Consider the following 15,784-nt stretch of genomic DNA (forward strand, 5'->3'; position numbering starts at 1 on the left):
ATCCCAGCAAAGATCACCTGGCGCCGATGAGTAAGGCGTACAGAACCACTCCACAGGAGGACCCCAGTGGCGAAGGCGAAGTTCGAGCGGACTAAGCCGCACGTCAACATCGGCACCATCGGTCACATCGACCACGGTAAGACGACCCTCACGGCCGCCATTACCAAGGTGCTGCACGACAAGTACCCGGAGCTGAACGAGGCCTCGGCCTTCGACCAGATCGACAAGGCGCCCGAAGAGCGCCAGCGCGGTATCACCATCTCCATCGCGCACGTCGAGTACCAGACGGAGTCGCGTCACTACGCGCACGTCGACTGCCCGGGTCACGCGGACTACATCAAGAACATGATCACGGGTGCCGCGCAGATGGACGGCGCCATCCTCGTGGTCGCCGCCACCGACGGCCCGATGCCGCAGACCAAGGAGCACGTGCTCCTGGCCCGCCAGGTCGGCGTCCCGTACATCGTCGTCGCCCTGAACAAGGCCGACATGGTGGACGACGAGGAGATCCTGGAGCTCGTCGAGCTCGAGGTCCGTGAGCTGCTCTCCGAGTACGAGTTCCCGGGCGACGACCTGCCGGTCGTCAAGGTCTCCGCGCTCAAGGCCCTTGAGGGCGACAAGGAGTGGGGTGAGTCCGTCCTCAACCTGATGAAGGCCGTCGACGAGGCCATCCCGCAGCCCGAGCGCGACGTGGACAAGCCGTTCCTGATGCCGATCGAGGACGTCTTCACGATCACCGGTCGTGGCACCGTCGTCACCGGTCGCATCGAGCGTGGTGTCCTCAAGGTCAACGAGACCGTCGACATCGTCGGCATCAAGACCGAGAAGACCACCACCACGGTCACCGGCATCGAGATGTTCCGCAAGCTGCTCGACGAGGGCCAGGCCGGTGAGAACGTCGGTCTGCTGCTCCGCGGCATCAAGCGCGAGGACGTCGAGCGCGGCCAGGTCATCATCAAGCCCGGCTCGGTCACCCCGCACACGGAGTTCGAGGCGCAGGCGTACATCCTGTCGAAGGACGAGGGTGGCCGTCACACCCCGTTCTTCAACAACTACCGCCCGCAGTTCTACTTCCGTACCACGGACGTGACCGGCGTCGTGACCCTCCCCGAGGGCACCGAGATGGTCATGCCGGGCGACAACACCACCATGACGGTCGAGCTGATCCAGCCGGTCGCCATGGAGGAGGGCCTGAAGTTCGCCATCCGCGAGGGTGGCCGTACGGTCGGCGCCGGCCAGGTCACCAAGATCACCAAGTGATCTAGGCGCACCAGCCAACGAAGGAGCCCCGCACCTGCGAAGGTGCGGGGCTCCTTTGCGTCTTCCGGCAGCTCCGTGGGCTGCGGGGGTCAGGTCCTGCGGTCGGTGACTCGGACGTTCTGGGTGCCGCTCTGGACCGCGTAGACGGAGCCGTTCCCCTTGGCTTTGTTGCGCATCGTGCCGGTGCCGGTGCCGGTGCCGGTGCCGGTGCCGGTCTCCGGTCGGACGGGGGCGCCGGTCCGGGGGCCTTCAGCGGTGTCGGCGGTTGCGGGGGGCCGCGCGGCTCCCTCCGGAGCGGGCGCGCTGGTCCGCTGGCCGGGAACGTGGAGCCACGCGGATGCGACGTACTCCTTCTCCGTGACCGTGACGCCGTGGAAGGCGGCCGGCTCGATCCCTGGATAGCCGTGGCAGACGGTCTCCTCGTGGAAGTGCTGCGAGACGATCAGCGCCGCGACCGCGTCGGGGGCCCGGTTGAGGGCGACCCGGGTCGGTGCTGCGTTCAGCAGCCTGGCCAGCACTTCGAGCGGCCGGCCGACGACCTGGCCGTCGGGGTGGAGGTGGACGTCGCCCGCGTGCAGGGCGATCCGAACGCGGATCCGGGTCAGCGGACCGGCCAGCCTGTTGTGGGCGTGGAGGCGGGCGTCGAGTTCGTGGATCAGCGGGTGGATCAGCTTCGTCTTCCACAGCCCTGCCGGTGCGGTCACCTGGATGCCGTCGCCGAGGTCGGTGCACAGGCACGCGTCCCAGTCGATCCCGCTCCGCCCGAACGACTCGCGGAGCGCGGACAGCAGGGCGTGGCGGATCTCCAGGAACGCCGAGTCGCCGCGTCCGGCCGAGCGTTCGATGTCCACGGCGAACAAGGCCCGGTACTCCGGCTCTACACGCATGCGCACCTCCTGGTGTCGAAACGGGGAAAGACGGTCGACGCGTCTGTCGGACGCCTACTGTGCACTGATTGAACGCCCGGAATCCCGTAGCAATACTGGGTCCGACCGGCTGCCGGGAGGCGAAGACGCATGAGCGGCACGGCGCCGTACCGCGGCGGGAACGACCGGCGCGCGGGCGGGGAGTGGACCTGGCCCCGGTCCAGCCTGCTCGGCTCCCTCGCCCCGTCGGCCCGCAGCCGGCTCCTCGCGCTCGGTACGCGGGTGAGGTACGAGGCGGGCCGCGTCCTCATGCGCGAGGGCGACGAGACCGCCTTCGTCCTGCTCCTCGTCGACGGAGTGGTCAAGGCGACCGGGCGCACCCGCGACGGCCGGGACGCGCTGCTGGCCGTCCGCATGGGCGGGGAACTGGTGGGCGAACTCGCCGCGGTGGACGGAAAGCCCCGGTCGGCGACGGTCACCACGTGCGGGATCGTGACCGCCAGAGTGCTCGACCGCAAGGGCTTCCTCTCCTTCCTGGACCGGGAGCCCGCGATCGCGCACGCGGTCAACGCGTCCATCGTCGCCAAACTCCGTGCCGCCAACAGCTACCGCGTCGACTTCACGGGGTGCGACGCCCCCACCCGGCTGGCCCGCGTGCTGTACCAGGTCGCGCTGAGCCACGGCGAGCACGCGGGCGACGGCATCGTGATCCGTTGGCCGATCACCCAACCTGAGCTCGGGACCCTGTCCGGGGCGGCCGAGCCCACCGTGCAGAAGGCGCTCCGTCGGCTCCGCGAAGCGGGGGTCATCTCCACGGGCTACCGCGCCATCAAGGTCGAGGACCTCGCCCGGCTGAACGCCATCGCCAACGACCAGCCGTGACGGCCGCCGCGTCCCGGACGCGGGCATCGGGCCGTGGGCTGGTGGGCACGAGCTGTGGAAAAAGTGCCGAGAAACTGTCGTAAGACGGAATCGCCTGCAGACGTGCTCACTAGCGTGTGTCCCTCACCGACGGGGTGGTGGGGCTCCCGGGCCGCAGAACTCGCTGCTGTACCAAGGGGCTTCGGAAGATCGACGGCCGGTCAAGGTGGTCAGCCGAGGAGGCCGTCACGCTCCGCGCGACCGGGATTGAGACATAGCCATGGGCGAACCAGACATGCACCGACGGGAGCCGGCCGGAGGCGACGGGCAGAACGGGTCGGGGCCGCAGCGGGGTGCCGGGCGGACGGGCGACTCGTACAGCGCGTCCGTCGACGGAGACGCGTCGGGGCCCGTGGTCGTGGGCAACCACAACGTCGTGATCGACGGCGACGGCTCGCACGTCACCCTGATCGCGCCCCAGCAGCGCCCCGCACCGGTGCGCCGCGAGCAGGCCGTGCTGCTCCCGCGCCGGCAGCGTGAACCCGTCGGCAGGGAGCGGGACCTGGACGCCCTGGAAGCGGCCGTCGAGGAGGGCGGCGGTCTGGTGCAGGTCTGGGGGCCGCCGGGGGTGGGCAAGAGCGCGCTGCTGCGGTACGCGGCGCACTGCCTGGAGCCCGGACGGGACGGGGTGATCTTCCTGAGCGCCATCGACCACGAAGTCGACGACCTCGCCCAGAAGATCTTCGAAGCCTGTTACGAAGCTCCGGACTACGCGCCGTCGCGGACGGAGGTGCAGCGCCTGCTGGCACAGCTGGAGTTGATGGTCTACGTGGACGACGTGGATCTGGACCTGCGGCAACTGCGCGCGCTCACCGACGCCGCCCCGGCTGCGACGTTCGTCCTGGCCAGCCGGGAGCGGACCCTGCTCGGCGAGAGCACGTCGGTGGAGCTGCGGGGACTGGGCCCCGAGGCCAGCCTGTCCCTGCTGACGAGGGAACTGCGCAGGCCGTTGCCGGCGGGCGAACGCGCCGCCGCCGACGAGCTGTGCACGCTGGCGCTCGGGCTCCCCCTCTTGCTGTTGCGGGCCGCGGGCCTCGCCCGCGTCGACGGGGCGAGCAGCGTGACGCTGCCCCGCCCCGCGGAGATCAGCGGCCTGCTCCCGCTGTTGTTCCAGCGGCTCGGCGCGGCGCAGCTGCGTGCGCTGAACCTCTTCGCGACGTTGCAGGGCGCGGAGTTGTCCGCAGGGCACGTCGGCACCCTGTGCGACGTGTCCGACCCGGACGCCCTCTGCACCGAGCTGGCGGGGCTGGGCCTCGTCGTCGCCACGGAGCGGGGTTACCGGGCCGCCGCGGACGCGGTGCCCGAAGTGCGGCGCCGGGTGTCCGAGCCCTTCCCCGCCGACCGGCTCTGCGACCACTTCGCGCAGTGGGCGACCGCCCCGGGCGTCACGCCTGCGGACGTCGCCGATCATGCGCGGGCACTGGAGATCGCGGCGCAACTCGCCGAGCGGCACGGACAGGCGGACCGCGCGGTGCGCCTCGCTCGGGCGGTGTCGCCCCTGCTGGCGCGGTCACTGCGGGTGGGGGTGTGGGGCCGACTGCTGGATCAGGGCCAGCGCGCCGCCGACCAGGCGGGGGACAACGCGGCCAGGGCGTACTTCACCCACGAGCGGGCGGTCCGCTTCCTGTTGCTCGGCCAGAAGGTGCTGGCGGCGACGCTGCTGGCCCAGGCGGTGGTGCTCTGGCGGGAGATCGGCAGCAGCCATGGTGCTCAGGCGGCGCTCGACGCCCAGCAGTACGCGCCGCAGGTGGTGCCGGGGCCAGCCGGTCCCGGCGCAGGCACCGGTGCCGGTGGTGCCGATGCGGGTTCTGGTGCCGGTTCCGGTGCCGGTTCCGGTACGGCGGGTCCCACGCCGGACGTCGGTGCGCCGCCCGTACCGGACGCCGGGGCGTCGCAGGTGGCGGCGCACGGAATGCCGGCAGGTCCGACGGGCTCCGCCAGCCCCGCCACCTCAGCGGTCCCGCCCGCGCCCGACGCCCCCGTGAGCGCGCTGCACTCGACCTCGCAGAGCGTCGGCCAGTCCAGCGGCGCGGCATCCGGCTCGGCGGCGTCCGGCGGGAGCGGCGCGGCTGCCGGAGGCGGAGCCGCCGCGAGCGGGGCCGCCGCGGGAGGCGCTGCCGCTGCGAGCGGGGGCATGGGCCTGCTGTTGGCGGGCGCTGCCGCGCTCGTCGTGATCGGCCTCGGCGTCCAACAGATCCAGGAGTGGAACCGGGACTCGGACGGCTCCGGCACGTCCCGGTCGGGCACCGGGTTCGGAGACGCCGCGCGGGCGGGCGGGAGCGGGGAACCCACGTGGCCGGACGAGCCCACGCCGTCCGACGAACCCACGGAGCCCGACGGCCTCGCGGGAAAGTGGCGCAACGGAGCGGGCGAAACCTTCGACGTCACCGAGTCGGGCGACGGCTCGTACGCTCTGGGGCTGACCTCGACCTGCGGGGACGACAGCATGGAGTTCACCGGCAGCAACGGCAGGTACAGCGCCAGGACGAAGCTGCACACCCAGTCCTGCACGTTCTTCGGGACGAAGGAGATGACAGTCACCCTCGCGTCCGACGGGCAGTCGGCCGACGTCGTGACGACCGACAGCGCGGAAACGGACGGCACGTGGGAGTGCACCACCTGCGGGACGGAGACCGACACCTGGACCCGTGTCGATTGATCTGCCGTGCGCCCCTCCACGCCTTGAAAGGAAGTCCCACCATGACGAATTCGTCGGGCGACAAGTTCACGATCAGCGTCGGCCGTGACGCAAGCGGCCCCCTCGTCGCGGGCCACAAGAACCGCGTAGAGGTCAACGGCCGGTCCCGCGCGGAGCTCCCGGAGCCCTCGGGGCCCGCCGGCGACGACTGCGGTTCTACCCAGGAGAACGTGGCGAAGGACAACGCCTCCCTCTACACCGTCCAGAACGGCGAACTGCACGTCCACCACGAGGGCGGTCCGCGCGAAGCCACGCCGCAGGACTGACGGGCCGGGTCTCCCACGCCCCCGCGCGGACGCGGTTTTGACCACCCCGCCGTAGCGCTGCGGGAACGTTGGTCCCCGCGGCCCGGTGGGTGGCTGATCGCGAGTTCCCCGCGCCCCTCATAGCCCACGCCCTGCGGGCGTAGGGAACCCGCGCGCGACCCGCAGGTGGCCGACAAGGGGAGCGAAACAGAGGCGCTGGGAGTCCCCATGCCCTCGTGGCGCCAGGGACGGAGCTATGGAAACGGCCCACCGCCGGGCCGCAGGGACCAGTGTTCCCCTGATGCCACGGCGGGGCCTCGGGGTGCGGGGAACCGCGTGAGAACCACCCGTGGTCCGCGGCGACCGACGCTTCCGCAGGGGAACGGCGGGTAGGTCCAGCGGTGCGAGCGCCCTGTGACCTGGGGGCTCCGGGCTAGCTCGCTGCCACGGGGAGGGGCTTGCCCGTGGGGTGGAGGAGCCAGGGTTGGGCGGCGTAGCCCATGCCGACCGCCGACACCGCCCCGCCCTTCGCCACCAGCGTCGGGAAGCCCACCGCGTCCGCCCGCCACGGCTTCCCCTGCGCCTGGATCCGCCCCTTGAGGTCGCGTCCGAGGAGAACCGGTCTGCCCGCAGCGTCGACGCTGCCGGCGACCGGGCCGTATCCGTCCGCCTTGTCGACGATGCGGGTCCGCGGCTCGTCGCCGTCCGCGCGGACGGCGATCAGTCGGCCCGAGGCCGGCTGCCGGTAGTACGTCTCGACGCCACCCCCCGGCAGCGCCAGCGCCGTGACGCAGTCGCCCGGCACCGGCAGCGGCTCGCCCTCCCGCTCGTGGAAGGCGACGTCGTCTTCCGGCGCGTCCTGCGTCCAGTGGTGGACGGTCTCCCGGCCCGCGGCGAAGAGGTGCACCCGGCCCTCCGCGTCGACGACCGCGGACAGCCCGTCCTGGATGTCCGCCCCGCCGAGGTCGTGCCAGCGGTCCCACGCGCCGTCCGCGCTCCGCACCCGGGTGCTCACGCCCTTGTCCGCGTTGCGTACGAACAGGTGCACCCGTCCGTCGCCGCCGGTCACCGCGACGGGCACGCCGATCCGTCGGCCCCGGTCGTCGGTGTGCTCCGGGTTGCCGAGGCCCTTCCAGGGGAGGAAGTCGCCGCCGGCCGTGCGCTGTTCCAGCAGGACGACCTCGCGGTTGTTGTCCGCGCCCCGCCCGCCGATCGCGGAGATCCGCAGGCCGAAGAGGAGCTGCCGCCCGTCGCGCAGCGCGGCCCGCCCGAGCGTGGGCGCGAGCGGTCCGCCGCCGAGGTCGGCCGGGCTCTCCCAGGTGCCGCTGCCGGGCTTCGTCTCGCGCCAGCGCACCGCGCGTAGACCCAGCACGCCGTACGCGGTGAGCCGTCCGTCCGCCTCCGCGACCGCGACGGGGCGCGGGCCGGGGTAGCGGTGGTGGGTGGAGCGCACCCAGCCCTTCTTGTTCCGCAGCGGACGCACCCCGCCGACGGCGTAGTCGCCGCAGCCCGAGGCGTTGCCGCACTGCCAGGAGGGGTCGCCGCCGTACGGGACGAGGTGGGACGCCTTCTCCTTCAGCACCTCGCCGGGGAGGTTCTTCGGCCAGTGGCGGTTGTAGTACCCGCGGAACGCGGTGGCGACGAAGCCCGGCACCTCACCGCCGTTCGCCGTCGCGTCCCGCACCCACCGCACCATCGCGGCCCAGCTGAAGCAGGCCGTCGCGGTGTGGTCGGCGTGGTCGGAGTAGCCGCGCTGCTCGGAGTCCTTCTTGCGGGTCGCCTCGTCGCTGTGCTGCATGTCCGGGTCCGGGTCCAGGGTCTGGATCACCGTCGGCCGGTACTGCTCCATCAGTCCGACGAGGACGTCGATGAGCCCCTCGTAGTCGTAGGGGACGGCCTTGCGCAGCGGGGAGTCCTTGGCCATGACCGTCTGCACGATCATGCCGCGGTCCTTCCACAGGCTGGGCAGCGCGGAGTGGCGGCGGGCGGTGCGCATCGGCAGGTTGAGGAAGACCAGCTCGACGCGGCGGGCGCCGTTGGTGAGCGTGTTGACCTCGGCGAGCCGGTCGCCGCGCAGGGAGACGACGCCCTTGGACCAGGCGGTGAACTGGTGCAGCCCGAGCAGCGTCGCGTACGCCTGCCGCAGGCCCTGGTGGCGGGCGGAGGAGTACGCGGGGCGGTCGGCGACCGTCTCGCCCTTGTGGCCCGGTATGCGGTTGAGTCCGTTGTGCTCGCCCGCGGTCACGTAGACGCAGACCAGCGGGACGCCGGCGTCCAGCATCTGCTGGGTGTCCGGGTTCATGAAGTACAGGTCGTCGTCGGGGTGGGCGAGGACCTGCATGAGCTGGGCACGGCGCGAGGACGCTATCGGCATCCCGGGGGCGGGGTCGGCGGTCGGCACGGACTTGCGCCCGGGCGGGACGCTGCACGCACCGGTGGCCATCCCGACCCCGACGAGTGCTCCGAGCGCGGCGACCACGGTCCGCCGCCGCGGCGTCCGCGCTCGACCGCCGTCGCGGTCCCCCCTGGGCGCGGCAGACGTGAATGTCATGCGCATGTTGTTCTGTGCTCCGTCCGCTTCCCCGGCAGCGGGCAGGCTGCCCCCGTTGTGCGTTCTGCGTTGCTGTGGTGTCGCTGGTGGTGATGGGTGTGCATGTGCGTCGAAAAGGCTGGTCAGACCGCTTCCGCGATCCTCTAGACGGATAATCGTGATCCGGGGTTGCCTGGGGCGGCGAGTTTTGTTGCGCCGGGGGTGGGTGTGTCGGCCGCCCGCACGCACGACAGCGCCGCACCGGTCTCTCCGCCGGTGCGGCGCTGTCAGTCGGTCAGGGGTGTTGCGGCGTCAGTCCTGGGGCTCGGACTCTTCGGTGAAGAGTTCGTCGGCGCTGGTGACGGTGATCGCGCGGTCCAGCCAGACGTCGAGCACGTCGAGGTCGGTGCAGGTGGTGACCTGCTCGCGCTGGTCGTCGGTGAGGGGGATGTCGCGCTTGTCCAGGACGCGGAGGATTGCTCGGGAGCGGCCTTCGGCGCGACCTTGGGCGCGGCCTTCGTCCCGGATTTCTTCCGAGATCGGCGAGGTGTAGAAGGAGAGGTCCGTAGCCACGAGGTTCCTCCAGTGCTCTGCGGCCGGGCGCTTGCCCAAGCCCTGTGAGATCAGTTCGATGACGGGGTCGGCGACGGCTTCCGGCGTGTCCTGGAGTGCTTTGGACAGTGCCTTCAGTATGGCACCGACGTCCGGATCGTCGGCGTGGGTGATGGCGGAGAGGGCGGCGAGTGCCAGGTCCTTCCTGGCCTCTGCCGGGTCCTTGATCGAGGGCATGTTCTGCGGGCCGGCCACCAGGGGGCGCAGGGTGAGTGCCGGCCATTTCGACGGGCCGATGTGGACCGGCCGCTCCGCCCATTCCGCGGTGGCGCGGTCCTGGCAGACCACCAGGAGCAGGGGCGGCAGTCGGTACTTGGAGTACAGGCACGACAAGTAGTAAGCCCAGCTCCCGGCCTTGTCCGGGTCTTTCTTGCCCTGCGCCTCGACGGCGAGCAGGAAGGAGCCGTCGTCTTCCGTCTCGCACCGTAAGAGGGTGTCGAGTCGACGTTCGACGGGTCGGGCCTCGGTGAGGTCGGTCGGGAGGACCGAGACGGAGGCGATGGGGGAGAGGCCGAGCCCCAGGACCTGGGAGACCCCGGAGAAGAGTCCTGGGTACTCCTGGAAGATCCGGTGCGCGGCCTCGTGCGAGGAGGTGACCATGCGATGAACGTTAGGACCGAGAGGCTGCATAAGGATACTGAATCCAGTATATTCATGCAGACGAGTGATGGGAGGTGCCGATCTTGACGTCAGGGCGCCGGTGGGTTGTGCCGTGGGGCGTGGGTGGGGAGGTCCAGTTCGGCCCAGACCGTCTTGCAGGGGGGCGGGCCGGACGAGACGCCCCAGCGGTCGGCGAGCCCGCTGATGATGAGGAGCCCGCGCCCGCCCTCCGCGGCCGGCTCGTCCTCGTTCCGGTGGCGTCGCACCGGGGCGCGGTCGCTCCGGGCGTCGATCAGCTCGACGCGGATGACTCCCGGCGTCATCAGGAGCCTCAGTCGGAAGTCGCGTCCCTGCACGCGCCCGTGCATCACCGCGTTCGCCGCCAGCTCGGCGACGACGTGGCTGACGTTCGCGTGCTCGCAGCCCCAGGACTGGAGCTGCTGGACCGCGAGCAGTCGGGCGAGCCGGGCGCCGCGGCGGGTCGCGGAGAGCTGCACGGAGAACTGGCGGGTGACGGTGGGGGGTTGGGCGATCTCTTTGTTCACGCAGACCAGCGTGACGAAGGGCACAGCGCCGGAACAGGGATCCGCTCGGTACGTACGGATTCTGTCTCGCCGTTGTCCCGAGCTGTCCCGGCTGTCCCGCGTGACCTGGGGGTACGGCGGCCGTTGGACACGGCCAACACGTCGAAAGCGGGTGTGAAGTGGACGATGCGACGAACGTTGCGGCGGACGTTACGGGCGAGGTCGACGAACCGGGCTGGGACGTCGATCCGGGCGACGAGATCGCGCCGATGGTCGCGATGGTCGGCAGTCAACTGAAGCTCTGGCGGGAGGAGGCGAGGCTCAGCGCGGCGGACCTCGGGCGCCAGATCGGATACGGCGAGGACATGGTCCGGAAGGTCGAGCGGGGCCACCGCATTCCCCGGCCGGAGTACCTGGACAAGGCGGACCGGGTGCTGGAGGCTCACGGCAAGATCGCGGCGATGAAGAAGCAGGCGGCGGACGCGAGGTACCCGAAGAAGGTTCGGGAGCTGGCGATGCTGGAGGCACAGGCCGTCGAGATCCAGGCATACGGCAGCCACAACCTTCATGGCCTGCTCCAGACCAAGGAGTACGCCAAGGCGCTGTTCGAGATGCGACGTCCCGCTAATTCGCCCGACCAGGTCGCACGCGGAGTGGCTGCACGAATGGCACGGCGCTCGATCTATGAGCGCTCCCCGGCTCCGGAGCTGTGTTTCGTCCAGGAAGAGGTGACCCTCCGGCGTCCGATCGGGGGCAGAATGGTGCTGCGTCGACAACTCGAACACCTCTTGGAGGTGGCCCAGTTGCGCTTCATCACGTTCCAGGTGATGCCGACCAACCGCGAGGTTCATGCGGGCATGGGCGGAGAGATGCAGGTGCTGAAGTTCCCGGACGGTACGGCGGTTGGCCGTTGTGAGGGGACGTTCGCTGGTCGGGCCGTCTCTGATCCGAAACAGCTCCGGATCATCGAGCTGCAATATGGCACCATCCGAAGTCAGGCACTTACGCCTTGCGAGTCACTGACCTTCATCGAGCAAGTGCTGGGAGAGACATGACACTGAAGCCCTCCGGGAACGCTGCCGAGCTGGAGTGGTTCAAGAGCAGCTACAGCAACAGCAGCGAGATCGACTCTTGCGTCGAGGTCGCCTGGTTCAAGAGCAGCTACAGCGACAGCAGCGACGGCAACGACTGCGTCGAGGTCGCCACCACCCCCGGCACCATCCACGTCCGCGACTCCAAGGACACCGAGCGGCCGCACCTGGACTTCACTCCGGGCGCCTGGACCGCCTTCCTCCCGTACGCCGTCACGCGCTGACTCACGGCTCCAGACGCGGCGGACACCAACGGGGGACGGACCGCTCCAGCGTGACCGTCACGCCTCGCAGGCCGCGGGCCCAATCCGACGTCGCCTCGGTGAACTGGCGCACGTCCGGGGGGTGGGGGCCCAGGCCCACGGCGAAGTGCAGCGGGGTGGTGCCGTACGGGTGGGGCCAGCCCTGGACGCCGGCGAGGCCCGCCTCCTCCAGGCAGGTGATCAGGGCGCGCATCCGGCCGCGGACGCGGCCGATCAGGGCGTCGTCGGGGGTCAGAACGGTGATCACTGCCCAGGCGGAGTGCCGGTCGGCCAGCGGTGGGGCGGTCAGGAGCCGCGGTTCTGGTGCGGTGCCGGACGACTGTGCCGCATCGACCATCTCCCACGCGTCGTACAGCTCCCTGGCGATCAGGTCCCGCCCGCTCGGGCCTATGCCGTCGGTGAGCGGGCGGATCGGCGCGCTGGGCGTCAGCACCTCGAAGGTGTCCCAGTCGCACGCGGCCCAGGTGGCGAAGAAGTCCCTGAGGAGTGCGTCGTCGGACAGGGCGGCGTCGGCGTCGTGGACCGTACGGGCGGCGAGTACGGCCCAGCCCAGGCCGGGCAGGCCGCCGAAGGGGGCCGAGTCCAGGCCGCGGACGCGGGCCCACGCCTTGACGCGGCGGGCCAGGCGGGCGAAGGCGTCGTGGCGCGCGGCGCCCGCCAGGGTCAGGACGGCGTCCGCGTCGCTGACGGCGCTCAGCGCGATCGCGGCGGGCGGCGGCAGTTCGGTGCGGCGGGGCACGGCTTCGGCGGGTGGGACGTCGCCCGTGGCCACGACCGCGAGGTCCACGTCCAGGCCCTGGAGCGAGAACTTCACGCCGTCCGTACGGGCGCGGGTGACCGCGCGGAGGCGTTCCGCTGCCGGGAGCGCGGCCCGCACCCTGTCGCGTACGTCCTCGACGGCGACCGCGCCGGGGAGCGCGAGGATCAAGTCCAGGTCGGCGCCGGGGAGTTCGCAGCGCATGCGGCGGGAGCCGGCGAGGTGGAGGGTGCCTTCCGGGAAGGCGGCGGCGAGTTGGGTACGGGCTGTCTGCGCTCGGTCGCGCAGCACTTCGCGGCCCTGATGCGCAGGCTCCGTCGTCAAACTGACCGCGACGCCGAAGTGGTCCGAGACGAAGAGGTCGTTCACCGGGGTGGCGCCCAGGAGGTCCGCACGTGTCGCGCGGGGGCGGCCCCGGAGGAGGACGCGGTCCAGGCGGCCCGGGCGGCCCGTGGTGGAGGAGAGGGCGGCCAGGGGGTTGGCGCGGGGGTCGAAGGTGGCGGGGCCGTCCGGGAACGCGTCCTGTAGGGACAGCGCCTTCTCCGGTGCGTCCGTCGCGTCGTTGAAGTCGCCCATGAGGATCAGGTCGCCCTCGACGGTGGCGAAGCCCTCGGCCAGGGAGGCGAGTTGAGAGGCGCGCAGGGCCGGGCCCTCGGGGGAGTGGTCGCTGGTCAGATGGGTCACGGCCACCGTCAGGGGGCCATCGCCCGTCTCCACCACGATCGCCGCGACCGCCTTGTGCGGGCCCAGCACGTGCAGGCCCGCCTCCCGCACCGGCAGCCGGCTGAGCAGCAGCAGGCCGTACTCGTCGGCCTCGCGGCGGCCGGGCGCCAGGGTGTAGCCGGCGCCGGGCCAGTCCGCGTCCCGCAGCAGGTCGTACAGCGGCGACTGGACCTCCTGGAGGGCGATGACGTCCGCGTCGGCGGCGCGCAGCGCGTCCAGGAGGAGCGGGCGGCGGCGGGCGGTGTCCAGGAGGTGGGGGTCGTAGCGGTCCCAGAGCGTGTTCCAGGTCAGTACGCGCAGGTCGGAGCGGGTGTGACCTTGGGAGTCGGGGACGGGGCGCGGCTCGAAGAAGGGCGGGCGCAGCCGGCGCGGCTCGCGCACCCGGCCCGCGTCCGTCGCGTCGATCCGGTCGGTGCCGCTCGCGCGGTCCCAGACCACCTCGTCGTCCGCCTCGATGAACAGCACCCGGTGCCAGGGGACGTCCCCGCCGGGGACGAAGGAGGTGAACGGCATCCGCTTCGGGTCGGCGCTCCGCTGGGCGACGCCGATCACGAACCGCGCCGGGTCGAACCGCGCGTCCCACCGCACCCGGTGGTAGATCTCCTCACTGGTACGCATGCTCGTCCCCCGTGTCCGTGGTGTCCGTGTCTTCGACGCGGCCCGTCACGCCGACGTACCAGGTGCGGTGCGCCTCGCCCGGATACGGCGGGGCGAACCGGCGCAGCTGGGCCGTCAGCACCGCCGGCGGGACCGGGTGGCGTCGCGTGCCGTTGCGCCGGAGCAGCTCGTCCTCGTCGACGAGCACGACGGCGTGCGTGACCAGCGCGTCCCGGCGCGCGGCGACGGCGTGCACCAGGGACCGCTGGTGCCGGTTGAGCGAGGTGGCGTCCCAGACGACCGTCCCGCCGTGCGCCAGTGCCGCGTCCAGTTCGTCCAGCCCGGCCCGGAGGACGTCCGTGTTTCCGCGCTGGTCGGCGCGGGAGCCGGCGGCCTCGCGCAGGGCGTCCAGCGAGACCAGCCGGTCGGCGCGGAGACCGGCGGCGAAGCTGCTCTTGCCGCTGCCGGGCGGTCCGGCCAGGTGGATGAGGTGCGGGAAGGCCCCGTCGCGCCAGCGCCAGGTCGCCGCGACGGCCTCGTCCGGGCCGTGGACGCGGCCCTGCGCGTACGCCTCCCGCGCCTCCGCGCGGCAGCGGGCCGCCGCGTCCGGGGCGAGGTCGGGGAAGGGCCACGCGGACCACGGCGTCGGCGCGTCGAACAGGCCGGCGTCCTGTGCGTACAGCGCGGACCACTCCACCTGCTCCTGCGCCGCCGCGTCCGGCGCGAGCGCGCGGGCGACGGCGTGCAGCACCCGCGGGTCGGCCGCGTGTGCCATCCGGACGAGTCCCGTGCGCCGCGCCTCGTCCGGGTACGGACGGTGCAGGTTCGGACACAGTCCGACGAGGTCCGCGGTGCGGCGGGCGGTGCGCATGCCGACGCCGGGGGCGAGGCGGGCGGTGAGGCGGGCCCGTGGCTGGGTGGGCAGCAGCAGGGCGAGCGCGCCGGCGAGGCGGTCGTCGCCGAGGACGCCGAAGCCTTCGACGGCGTCCTCGGGCACCTCCCTGCCGGCGCCGTCCGGTGCCCAGCCGACGGCCCGCGCCAGCGCCGCCGCGTCCACGGCGGCGCCGGAGCGTACGTCCCAGAGCGTGGCCCGGGTGCCGAGGCGGTTCGGTACGACGGCGGCGTGCATCCAGTGCGTGTCGGTCTGCACGTGCCCGGGCCGCACCCACTTCGCGACGCGGGCCGCGAAGTCGGCGTACCCGAAGCCCTCGACCGTACGGACGACGTACCCCTCCTGGCGTGCGGTGTCGACCTTCAGCGCCCGCAGCGCCTTCTCGGCGCGGGCGTCGTACGTGCCGCGCCAGAGCACGCGCGGGGTCGGGATGCCGAGGCCGTGGAGGAAGGCGACGGTGCGGTCCCAGTCGAGGCAGTCGCCCCGCTCGTCCCAGACGGAGAAGCCGTAGAAGTGGCCGTCGAGGTCGTCGTAGGGGAGGGAGTGGCGGGCGTACAGGTTCTCGCCGCAGATCCGCCATCCGGCGGGGACGGCGTGGGCGAGCCGGGCCTGGAGCGCCTTCACGGGGGCGCGGGAGGGGTGGTGCGCGGAGTCCAGCGAGCGGGCGTGCAGGCCGTCCCGGTAGAGGGTGGTGTTCTCGCCGTCGAGCTTCTCGGTGACGACGACGTCCCGGCCGGCGAATCCGGGCGGTGGTCCCGGGGCCCGGAGGTCGTCCGGGGTGGCCCCTGGTGACCAGGGGAGGTGCGGGGTGCGGGGGTAGTGCGTACGCATGCGGCTACCCTCCGGGGCTGCGGGGTGAGGGGGTGCGGCCACTGTAGGAGCCGAGCCTGCTCGGGCTCGATCGAATTAGCGCGCTGTGCTGCGCGGGCTGCGGGATGCGCCGATCCGCCGTCGCTCTGCCGGCCGCCTGGCGTCTGCGACCCGTGTGTGGCTTGTCTCGCAGTTCCCCGAGCCCCTGAAACCCCCGTTCGTCCGCGGCCCGTGGGTGGCTTGTCTCGCAGTTCCGCCCCCTGTGCCCTGCGGGCACGGGGGGACCCCCAGGGCCCCTGGCCCTACCGCCGTTCCCCTACCGGAATGTTGGCCTCTGCGACCCGGTGGGTGGCTTGTCGCGCAGTTCCCCGCGCCCCTGAATACCTCCGCCTCCA

Annotated in this window: 12 protein-coding genes; 6 read left to right on the forward strand and 6 right to left on the reverse strand. The window is 72.0% G+C overall.

The window, feature by feature from the left end:
- The first annotated feature begins 66 nt into the window (after nucleotides 1-66).
- Nucleotides 67-1,260: an elongation factor Tu gene (gene tuf / locus AB0E05_RS01055; protein WP_361956668.1), complete on the forward strand. Its 1,194-nt coding sequence runs from the start codon at nucleotides 67-69 to the stop codon at nucleotides 1,258-1,260.
- 89 nt (nucleotides 1,261-1,349) lie between these two features.
- Here tuf and AB0E05_RS01060 read toward each other — a convergent pair whose 3' ends face one another.
- Entirely contained in the window at nucleotides 1,350-2,147 is a 798-nt protein-coding gene (locus tag AB0E05_RS01060) for a hypothetical protein (RefSeq protein ID WP_361956671.1), read from the reverse strand.
- Nucleotides 2,148-2,276: 129 nt separating this feature from the next.
- Here AB0E05_RS01060 and AB0E05_RS01065 point away from each other — a divergent pair, with 129 nt between their 5' ends.
- From AB0E05_RS01065 to AB0E05_RS01075, 3 genes are all read left to right on the forward strand, one after another.
- A complete protein-coding gene (locus AB0E05_RS01065) occupies nucleotides 2,277-3,008 on the forward strand; it encodes a Crp/Fnr family transcriptional regulator (RefSeq protein ID WP_361956674.1) in 732 nt (243 codons plus the stop codon).
- Nucleotides 3,009-3,267: 259 nt separating this feature from the next.
- Nucleotides 3,268-5,706: an ATP-binding protein gene (locus AB0E05_RS01070; protein WP_361956677.1), complete on the forward strand. Its 2,439-nt coding sequence runs from the start codon at nucleotides 3,268-3,270 to the stop codon at nucleotides 5,704-5,706.
- A 41-nt stretch (nucleotides 5,707-5,747) separates the two neighbouring features.
- A complete protein-coding gene (locus tag AB0E05_RS01075) occupies nucleotides 5,748-6,011 on the forward strand; it encodes a hypothetical protein (RefSeq protein WP_361956680.1) in 264 nt (87 codons plus the stop codon).
- 412 nt (nucleotides 6,012-6,423) lie between these two features.
- Here the strand turns inward: AB0E05_RS01075 and AB0E05_RS01080 are convergent, their stop codons facing one another.
- The 3 genes from AB0E05_RS01080 to AB0E05_RS01090 form a co-directional block, all read right to left on the reverse strand.
- Nucleotides 6,424-8,433 (reverse strand): PIG-L family deacetylase, encoded by a 2,010-nt coding sequence (locus AB0E05_RS01080; protein WP_361957247.1) that lies wholly within the window; start codon nucleotides 8,431-8,433, stop codon nucleotides 6,424-6,426.
- A gap of 399 nt (nucleotides 8,434-8,832) precedes the next feature.
- The gene (locus AB0E05_RS01085; protein WP_361956685.1) at nucleotides 8,833-9,732 is read right to left on the reverse strand and encodes a hypothetical protein; all 900 of its coding nucleotides are present in this window, start codon (nucleotides 9,730-9,732) and stop codon (nucleotides 8,833-8,835) included.
- An 89-nt stretch (nucleotides 9,733-9,821) separates the two neighbouring features.
- Nucleotides 9,822-10,277 carry an ATP-binding protein gene (locus AB0E05_RS01090; protein WP_361956688.1) on the reverse strand — a complete coding sequence of 152 codons (456 nt, stop codon included), beginning with the start codon at nucleotides 10,275-10,277 and terminating at the stop codon, nucleotides 9,822-9,824.
- Between the two features lie 158 nt (nucleotides 10,278-10,435).
- Here AB0E05_RS01090 and AB0E05_RS01095 point away from each other — a divergent pair, with 158 nt between their 5' ends.
- Nucleotides 10,436-11,311 carry a helix-turn-helix transcriptional regulator gene (locus AB0E05_RS01095; RefSeq protein WP_361956691.1) on the forward strand — a complete coding sequence of 292 codons (876 nt, stop codon included), beginning with the start codon at nucleotides 10,436-10,438 and terminating at the stop codon, nucleotides 11,309-11,311.
- Nucleotides 11,308-11,571 carry a DUF397 domain-containing protein gene (locus AB0E05_RS01100; RefSeq protein ID WP_361956694.1) on the forward strand — a complete coding sequence of 88 codons (264 nt, stop codon included), beginning with the start codon at nucleotides 11,308-11,310 and terminating at the stop codon, nucleotides 11,569-11,571. Before AB0E05_RS01095 ends, AB0E05_RS01100 begins: the two co-directional genes overlap by 4 nt.
- A 1-nt stretch (nucleotide 11,572) precedes the next feature.
- Here AB0E05_RS01100 and AB0E05_RS01105 read toward each other — a convergent pair whose 3' ends face one another.
- Together AB0E05_RS01105 and AB0E05_RS01110 are read right to left on the reverse strand one after the other, a co-directional pair.
- A complete protein-coding gene (locus AB0E05_RS01105; protein WP_361956697.1) occupies nucleotides 11,573-13,708 on the reverse strand; it encodes an RNA repair domain-containing protein in 2,136 nt (711 codons plus the stop codon).
- Nucleotides 13,695-15,410 carry an RNA ligase family protein gene (locus tag AB0E05_RS01110; RefSeq protein WP_361956700.1) on the reverse strand — a complete coding sequence of 572 codons (1,716 nt, stop codon included), beginning with the start codon at nucleotides 15,408-15,410 and terminating at the stop codon, nucleotides 13,695-13,697. Before AB0E05_RS01110 ends, AB0E05_RS01105 begins: the two co-directional genes overlap by 14 nt.
- Nucleotides 15,411-15,784 lie beyond the last annotated feature (374 nt).

The sequence above is a fragment of the Streptomyces sp. NPDC048057 genome (assembly GCF_040653095.1).
Lineage (GTDB): Bacteria > Actinomycetota > Actinomycetes > Streptomycetales > Streptomycetaceae > Streptomyces.